The sequence below is a fragment of the uncultured Rothia sp. genome (assembly GCF_937976295.1).
Classification (GTDB): Bacteria; Actinomycetota; Actinomycetes; order Actinomycetales; family Micrococcaceae; genus Rothia.
Genome location: NZ_CALJRY010000367.1, coordinates 1 through 9,242, shown reverse-complemented (window position 1 = coordinate 9,242; position 9,242 = coordinate 1). Strand labels below are relative to the sequence as shown.

Here is a 9,242-nt window from a genome sequence, read left to right as displayed (position 1 = left end):
ACCGGTGTTGCCGCCGTGAGAGGGCGGAGTACTAGGCCGCTATACGATGGGGCCGTGAGATTTACATCTCTTTTACCAGGTCTTCCTGGCAACACATATAACTATACAGAGCTTCCCAGGAACAACCAAATTGAAAAGCGGTGAATTGAGTCACATATTTTACACTGAGTGCAAGACCCTCAGCACCGGCTCTTTTCCAGCTGCACCAGGCGCTCCTCCCCCCCCCTGCAAATAGACACAAAAATGCGCCCCGCACAGTGTACGGGGCGCATCCGCTCAAACTAGAGCAAGAAACTATGCCTTACGGCGGCGAAGCACCATCACAGCGGCACCGGCAATCAGTGCAAACGCACCGACAGCAGCCAGGCTCAGAACGCTCTGAGCACCAGTCTTAGCCAGCGAGCCCTTGCTCTGAGGCGCAGACTTGGTCGCCGAAGCGCTCACCTGAGAATCAGAGCTGGAGCCCTTAGCCTGGTCCTCAGACTTCACCGAAGAAGAGTTCTTCAGCGTCGCGGTCTTCGCGGTGGTTGCCACATGGTCGTTAGCCGCCTCTGCGCTGGACTGCTCAGCCGCGGGCTTCTCCTCCGCTGCCGCAGCAGATGCAGATGCGGAAGCAGAAGGCGACGCCGAGGCAGCGGCAGGGAATGCCGGCTCATCAGCCTCATCGCGGTTATCTGCGTTGCCAGCATCCTTCGCGTCATTAACGATCAGCGGAACAACCGAATCATACTCGCGGTTGGTCGCCACGTCCGAACCAGCAGTGACGGTGCCGAGCAGGTAGCCCTGGCTGTACTGCATGGTGTTCGGGGGAACACGAAGGGTTGCGTCGAAGGAGTACTTGCCGGTGCGTGCGTTGTAGACGAACGCGCTCGCCGGAACGATAGTGGACACCTTCTGAATGTTTGCCAGTTCGCTATCGGTCAGCTTGTCGTTACCCATCTCCCATTCGCCTTCCTTGACGAGGAACAGGCGAATACCTTCTGCCGGGGGCTTCTCAAAGTCGTAACCGGACACGTGGAAGGTGTAGGGGCGGGTAATGTCGACGGTACCCTCAGCGAAGTTCAGGGTGGGGCCAATCAGCACCGCGGTAGCCTGCTTCGGGTAGCCCTGGAAAGGAACCTTAGTGGGGTTAATGGTCGCGGTGGAGGTGAACTCACCCTCGGAAACCTCAGCGTAGAACTTCACGATGGAGTTCGGAACCAGCTTCTGCTGCGAGGAGGGAACAGCCTTGCCGTCACGGTCAACAGTCGCCTTGGAGGTGTAGGTGTCGGTCAGGGAGCCGTCACCGGTCTTCGCGTTCAGCACGTAGGGTACAGCCGCGGTAGTGTTGGCGATATCCTGCTTATCCACGGCAATAACGGAGCCGTCCTCGGTGATGGTCAGGTCGTTAGCCTTACCGCCATTCATCTCAACCTCACCGATTACACGGTCGGTCTTAGCGTCGAAGATAGCAATCTTACCGGTGCCGAAGTCGGTCACGTACACCAGGTCACGCGCCTCATCGTTCTCCATGGACAGCGCCTGGGTGCCGAACTTGACGAAGTTCTTGAACGCGCCGGTGGTCAGGTCGTAGACGGAGATACCGGAGTTCACGCCGTTCACACCCTGAGAGGAGACGTAAATTTCGTTCTCAGAGTGGTCAACGGTGACGTCCGAGGGGCGAACCTCAACGGTGGAATCCTGGGCGCGGGTCTGGATAACCTGCTCAGTCTTGAAAGTGTGGGTGTTGATGACGAAGACCTTGCCGCCGGTGCGCTCGGGCACGTACAGCTTGTCGCCGTCAACGGTCATGTTCATGCCGATGTATCGAGTGCCACCGTTGGGCGCACCTTCCAGCTGCAACTTGGTGACCTCGTAGGTCTTCATGTCGATTGCGGACACGTAGTAGCGGCCGGTGACGAAAACCTTACCGGAGTTGTGATCCACCAGCACGGAGCGGGGGTGCTCAATCCAGTTCGGGTCACTCTCGGAAATGCCGTGGTTAGTCCAAATCTGCTCCATGGTGTTCTGATCGAACACAGACAGGGAGTTGTCGGTGGTGTTAGTAACCCACACGGTGCCGGTCACATCATCAACAGTGATGCCGTACGCGGAAATGTAGCCAAATTCGCCGTTCTGATCCAGCTCGAAGGGAAGCACTGCCACTTCTTCAATCTGAAGAGTGTCTGCATTGACACGAGCAATGGTGGAGGCGAGGTCGCCGCGTGCACCCACGCCGACCATCCAGATCTTATTGTTCGCCTTGGAATAGGCAACCTGGTACTGACCGGGCAGACCCTGGGTAATCTGCGCAACGGATGCGGAGGTGTCAACAACGCGGCTCAGCGATGCGGTGGAAGGAGCCGACGCACTGGGGGAAGCGGTCTGGTTTGCGGTATTCGGTGCTGCGAAGGAGGCAGGAATCATGGCTGCGCCGGAGATTGCGAGCGCGAGGGAGCCGACAGCGAGCCCCTTCAACGCCTTGCCCGAGGAGGGAGTGAGGTTCAATGTGTGTCCTTCAAATGTGTAACGGAAGTGCTCACATGCCGCATGCGAATGCTAACGAGACACCCGTGAATATGCGGTGACATATTCGACGGCACGAAAAGCAGAAATGCAGGTAACGCATAAATTTACCTACCTTCTAATCCTCAGTGTTTTCCCAGGAAAATACAAGCAGCGACGTGGGTGTGTTTTGTGTTTTTATGAGTGAGCCCCTAATTCACCTTCAGTATCACGTGAAAGTTGAGCTGCTTCCGGGGTTTTTCCTTGCTCTTTCGGGCAAAAACCCTGGTTACAAGGGGTGTTGTGATGCTTTTATATTTACACATTAATGTAAAAGTTTAGGTGAGGCGCGCCAGTAATATTCACCGCTGGCCACACATTTTTTCGACATTCAAAACCTATATTTTTACAGGCAAGTGCACATATATAAATATGATCTAAAACCACCCGCCGAGCATTAGCCCTAGCAGGCACGCAAAAGGCGGGTACCCCTCCCCAGATTCGAAGAATCCGAAAGAGAAAATACCCGCCTTCTCACGCGTTACATCGAGCATTCAAGCCCGACAACTAAACGCTACGCTTTATGCCTTGCGGCGGCGCACCACCAGAGCAGCACCCGCAATCAGAGCCACAGAAGCGAAAGCAACCAGCGGCATCACAGCGTTAGCACCGGTGTTCGCCAAAGCGCTACGCGAAGAGCCAGCCTGCGAAGAACCAGCATCGCTCTTAGCTACCGAAGAACCACCGGTAGAAGAATCGGAACCGCCATTCTTCACAGCCGAACCGGACTTATCAGCCTTCACAGCATCCGCAGCAGGCTTGGAATCAGACTTGGAGTCCTGTGCACCGGTCTTAGCGTCAGACTTGGAGTCAGACTGAGATGCCTGATCCTTAGAGATCTGGTCCTTGGAGGTCTGATCCTTAGCCTCTGCGGTGTTCTCGGACTTAGCGTCAGACTTCTTGTCCTCAGACTTAGCGTCCTCAGCCTTCTTGTCCTCAGGCTTCGGATCAGCCGGCTTCGGATCAGCAGGCTTCGACTCCTCAGCCTTCACACCGGTCACCGTCGGGTAACCCGCAAACTGAAGCGAAGTCGGGGTGATGCTCACCGGAGCTGCGCTCGCGTCGGTGTCCTTCACACCAACCTTGAACTTCAGAATCGAGTTAGCCTTCAGCTGCTGAACCGATGCGGGAACGTCGTTACCCTGGCGGTCCTTGCCGGGCAGGGTGGTGTACTCGCTGGCGGTGGTGATTTCACCGGTGGTGCCGTTGAGCACGTATGGCAGGGTCACCTTCTCGTCGCGGTCCTTCTTGTCGAGAACCAGCACGGAGCCGTCCTTGAGCAGGGTCACGTCGTTCGCGGCTGCGCCGTTCATCTCGACCTCGCCGATAACCTCGTCAGCGCGGCCGTCGAAGACAGCCACCTTGCCGGTGCCGAAGTCGGTCACGTACACCAGGTCGCGATCCTCATCGTGCTCCAGTGCGAGCGCCTGGGTGCCGAACTTGACGAACTTCTTGAACTCGCCGGTGTTCAGGTCGTACACAGAGATACCGGAGTTGACGCCCTTCACGCCCTGGGAGGAGACGTAGATTTCACCCAGGGAGCGGTCCACAGCAACGTCGGAGGGGCGAACCTCAACGGTGGAATCCTCACCCTGAGTCTGGATGGTCTTCTCAACCTTGAAGGTCTTGGTGTCCACGACGAAGAGCTTACCGCCGGTGCGCTCGGGCACGTACAGCTTGCCGCCGTCCAGGAACAGGTTCATGCTCACGTAGCGAGTACCGCCGTCGGGTGCGCCCTCGAGCTGAATCTTCTCAACCTGCTTGGTCTTCAGGTCGATTGCGGATACGAAGAAGCGGCCGGTCACGAATGCCTTGCCGGACTCGTGGTCAACCAGAACGGAGCGGGGGTGCTCGATCCAGTTCGGGTCGTCTTCCTTCACACCCTCGTTGGTCCAGATGAGCTTGAGGGTCTGCTGGTCGTACACTGCCACGGAGTTGTCGGTGGTGTTGGTGACCCAGACGGTGCCGTCCACGTCATCAACGGTCACGCCGTACGCGGAGGTGTAGCTGTACTGACCCTTGTCGTTCTTCTTCACGGGCAGCTCGGCGAATGCCTCGATCTGCAGGGTGTCTGCATCCACGCGTGCCAGGGAGGAAGCAAGGCCGCCGCGCGCACCCACGGTGGGCACGAACAGCTTGTGGTTCTTCTTGGAGTAGCCAACCTGGAACTGGCCGGGCAGACCCTGAATGATGTTCGCGACGCTACCGTTTGCATCCACGGTGCGGTGTGCCTCGGTGGAGGGGGCGGTGGAGTCGGTTGCCTTGGTCTTGGTGGCGGTTGCCGGGTAGCCCTGGAACTCACGGGTTTCGGGGGTGACCTGCTTGACCTCGGAGTTGTCACCTGCGGTTGCGGTGACCTTGAACTTCAGGATGGAGTTCGCCTGAATGTCGGAGGTCTTGGCGGGAACCTCGTTGCCCTGCTTGTCCTTAGAAGGCTTGCTGGTGACCTGGCTGGAAGTGCTGACGGTGCCGGTGGTGCCGTCAAGGACGTAGGGCACGGTTGCGGTTGCGCCAGCCTGCTTGTCCACAGCGATTACGGAGCCGTTGGGCAGCACGACCAGGTCGTTTGCCTTGCCGCCGTTCATGGCGACCTCGGCGATCAGCTTGTCTGCTGCGCCGCCGTCAATCACGCCGACCTTTCCGGTGCCGAAGTCAGAGACGTACACCAGGTCGTTCGCCTCGTCGTTGTCCAGGGAGAGCGCCTGGGTGCCGACCGGGATGAACTTCTTGAACTCGTGGGTGGTCGCATCGTAGATGGATACGCCGGAGTTCACACCCTTAACGCCCTGGGAGGAGACGTAAATTTCGTTCTGGGAGTGGTCAATCGCGATGTCGGAGGGGCGAACCTCACCCTCGGCGTTGCCCTTGGTGTCGAAGCTGCTCTCCACCTTGAAGGTCTTGGTGTCGATGACGAAAATCTTGCCGCCGGTGCGCTCGGGAACGTACAGCTTGCCGTTATCGACCAGGATGTTCATGCTGATGTAGCGGGTGCCGCCGTCGGGTGCGCCTTCAAGCTGAATCTTCTCAACCTGCTTGGTCTTCAGATCGATAGCCGAGACAAAGAAGCGACCGGTCACGAAAGCCTTACCCGACTCGTGATCGACACGCACCTCGCGGGGGTGCTCAATCCAGTTCGGGTCGTCCTTGCTCAGACCCGCATTGGTCCACAGCTGCTTCATGGTCGCCTGATCGTATACGGCAACGGAGTTATCGCGGGTGCTGGTCACCCACACGGTACCTTCCTCGTCATCGACGGTGATACCGTACGCACCCTCGTAGGAGTAGCCCGAGTCCCCCTTGATAATGGGCAGCTCGGCAACTGCCTCAATCTTCAGGGAGTTTGCGTCAATGCGAGCAATCGTAGAAACGTGCTCGTCGCGGTCTGCGGTGCCAGCAACCCAAATCTTGTTGGTCTTTTTGGAGTATGCGACCTGGAACTGGCCGGGCAGGCCCTGGGTGATCTTTGCCATCGCCTTGTCGGTGATGGTGCGAGCGTCGCTGCTCTGGCTTGCTGCCGGGGTGGTGTCTGCCGCGAACGATGCGGGGATGGTGGCAACGCCGGAAATTGCCAGTGCCAGCGATCCAACGGCGAGGCCCTTGAATGCCTTGCTTGATGCGAGCTTCATATGTATGTCCTTTTTCGTGGGTGGTGTGTGAAGGTGCGCCTCTCCCCCACCGATGGTGGTGAGGTGCCGCGTTTTTCCTGCTCTCTGGTGTGGGTTTCGTGGACCCACGAGGAAGGAAACTAGTCTTCACACAGTATTAAGTAAGGCAACCTTTAACTTACCTTCTAGGTAATACTTACTTAGCGCACAGGATTTTGCAATATTTCAGGTATATATGACGCAAAATTTCATATGCCAGGCACAGCCTGTCACTAAAACTCCCCCACTAAAATGCCCCGAGGTGCGGCAATACAGCGGCGAGGCGCAACGGGGCACAGCAAAACCCCCGCCTCCAGCAAAGCCAGAAGACGGGGGTTCCACGCACCCCAACACACAGCGCCAGGAATAATACGGTGCCGGGGGGGCACAGTGCCAAGTGACACGGTGCCGGGGGTGATTTAAAAATTAGGAGACATACGAGAAGTCAGTGAACAGCAGGTTCTGCAGCTTGTAGCGGCGAATGAAACGAGCCAGCTCCGCGCGAGTAGTCGGGGCGGTCGGGTTGAACACACCCGAAGAGTCCAGAACGATGTCGTTCGCACCAGCCCACGCAACGTAACGGTGCAGAGTACCGGCACCGAGCACGTCGCGGAAACGAGAACCAGTAGCCTCGTTCATTTCGGTCAGCTGCACCTCCGCGTTGTACTGGAACAGCACAGCCGCCAGCTCCTCGTGAGAAACCGGTGCGGTCGGGTCAATCTTGTCACCACCGGTGAGCGGCTCGGTGATCTTGCGGTCACGAGCCCAGTGCAGCGCGTTCGCGGTCGGGCGGTCTGCCGCATCCGTAAAGGGTGCAACATCCGAGTTTTCGCTCACGCCAGCGTGACCTGCAGCGTGGTTCAGCAGAGCAATAAGCTCCTCACGGGTCACAGGGCGGTCCGGCTCAAACGCGCCAGTCTGCGGGTTCGGCATCAGCCACTTCTTCTGGTTCGCCATGCGGATATCCTCAGCGAACGGGTGGCTATCCGGAACGTCCTCGAAAGAAGTCTTCAGGATCTTAGTCTCAGCCACGGGGATGCGCGCAGCAATCTGGTGGGTGATTTCCTGGCCCCACGGGTCGGAGCAGATATCCAGCTGCAGGGCGTGATCAACACCCTCACCCTGCATCAGCTCGATGGGGAACTGGTCGCTACCGCTGAAGCTGTCAGCGTCACCGTCAAATTCGGGGGTGAGCGGCCAGGAGCGCAGAGTTTCGAAAGAGTCGTTACGAACGTAGCCGTGGCGTACGGTCAGGGTGGTGCCTTCGGTGAGGAATTCGCGCAGACCGTGTGCAGTGTAGTTGACGGTCATACCGGTTTCAGTGATGGTGGCGCGCTGAATAACGAGGCGCGGGCCTTTAGTTTCCTCGGTTGCCGGGGCAAGGTTTGCGGGGGCTTCGTCTGCCTGCGCGGCCTGTGCCTGCAGGGTCAGTGCGCCTGCAGCGGCGGCGGCGGAAGCACCCTTTACGAAGAATCGTCGTGAGAGTCGATGGTTAAGCAAGGGCATGATTGTCCTATTCAGTTCTTGTTTGAGTTGAGTGAGTTACGGGTGGCAGGACGCGCGGACAGCGGCGTAAACGGTGAGTGAGGCCGATACGGTGGTTCCCTCCCCTGTGTGCGTGAGTGAGACGCAACGTGCGGGGCGTGGGTGTCTGTCGGGCGGATGCGCGGTGAGTGAGACCGGCGCGAGTTCCCTGGCCCAGTCATCTAGCGTACCTTAAGGTTTCTTTAAAGCGAAGATGAAACGGCGGTGATTTTACGCCCATTTTCGGTGTTCAGCGAAGTAGGGGCGTTATCTGGCAACGTTTGCCGGAAGTTGGTGCGCCGGAAGTTGGCATGGGTTCTTGATGGGGGCGGCTTTGAGTTGCCCTACGCCGAGGTGTTCCGGGATATGGAATATGTGGGGTTCTGAGGTTTTATCTGCGACACGCCGTTTCGAACCCTTTTCAAAGAGTTATAGTTATTGGTACCCTATCACTGTTTCTATAACCCTCTACAAAGGAGTAACCCATGGAGGCCAAGCAGTTCTCACTCGAGAAGGCCCTCCTCTTTTTCGCCAAGTCCAAGTACGCCGACATCTTCGGCGTAGCACTGGTCATCGCCATCGCAATCGCCTCAGGATACCTGGGCACCAGCCTCGCTAAATACGTCGACTGGGGCCCGATCACGAACTTCATTCCCCTCGGCGTAATTTCCGTGATTAACGTGGGTATTTCAATGATGTCTACCCGCCTGACTGGCCGCCTCTCCAACGTTGGCAACGTGCTCGGCATCATTAACACGGCACTGTCCGGAGCGATCGACTACATTCTGGGCAACAAGGCGGCAATCATCACCTACCCGGTGACCTTCATCGTATACACCTTCGCGATTCGTAGGTGGCAGAACTCTGAACGCGGCAAGGCGATGGAACCGCCGACCGGCACGAAGGGGCAGCTGATCATTGGCGGTATTGTGGCGGGTTCGTTCGCGTTCTCCCTCATCGCAAACTACATCGGCTACGGCGGCCAGACCTCATTCCTGTTCTGGATCACGACCGCAGTGTTCGGCCTGTCCCTGTCAGCAAACATTCTGAACGCGCTCAAGCTCACGATGCAGTGGCAATTCTGGTTCGCGTACAACACCGTGCAGTGCATCAAGGCGCTGACCCAGGGCAACTTCGCGAACGTCGGCAAGTACATTTTCTACATCATCAACAGTGTGGCAGCGCTCCTGCTGTGGACCCGAAGCGGCACCGCAACCAAGGGAGCTGTAGCGGCGGCAGCTTAGGGGGCACTCCCCCGGCTTTCGGGCGCTAACCTTTCTACCAGCTAACGCTAATGCATGAGGAGGCCACTCGACCTGAAGCTTGTTGCTGCGGGTCGAGGGGTCTGTTTTAATATTCTCGCTATTTGTACCCAGAATTACGCATATTTGTTAAAATAAATAGACTGGAGGGGCTTTCATTGAGGACTAAGAATCTTTCAATATTTGTTTAATATTTTTATGACCGGCCGACCGACTGACCGAGTTGAGAATCTTTCATTACTCTCCTTGATATACTTACAAGACAGAT

General features: G+C 57.4%; 4 protein-coding genes. 1 reads left to right on the top strand and 3 read right to left on the bottom strand.

The genetic code is table 11. The features are described from left to right. Positions 1–294: 294 nt before the first annotated feature. From Q0216_RS09745 to Q0216_RS09735, 3 genes are all read right to left on the bottom strand, one after another. Positions 295–2,487 carry an LPXTG cell wall anchor domain-containing protein gene (locus Q0216_RS09745; protein WP_298594942.1) on the bottom strand — a complete coding sequence of 731 codons (2,193 nt, stop codon included), beginning with the start codon at positions 2,485–2,487 and terminating at the stop codon, positions 295–297. Positions 2,488–3,065: 578 nt separating this feature from the next. Further along, complete coding sequence (locus Q0216_RS09740; RefSeq protein WP_298594940.1) at positions 3,066–6,170, bottom strand: DUF5074 domain-containing protein; 3,105 nt, start codon at positions 6,168–6,170, stop codon at positions 3,066–3,068. 444 nt (positions 6,171–6,614) lie between these two features. Continuing rightward, complete coding sequence (locus tag Q0216_RS09735) at positions 6,615–7,694, bottom strand: S-layer homology domain-containing protein (RefSeq protein ID WP_298594938.1); 1,080 nt, start codon at positions 7,692–7,694, stop codon at positions 6,615–6,617. A gap of 503 nt (positions 7,695–8,197) precedes the next feature. Between Q0216_RS09735 and Q0216_RS09730 the strand changes: the two genes are divergently transcribed. Continuing rightward, entirely contained in the window at positions 8,198–8,956 is a 759-nt protein-coding gene (locus Q0216_RS09730; RefSeq protein WP_298594936.1) for a nicotinamide mononucleotide transporter, read from the top strand. Positions 8,957–9,242 lie beyond the last annotated feature (286 nt).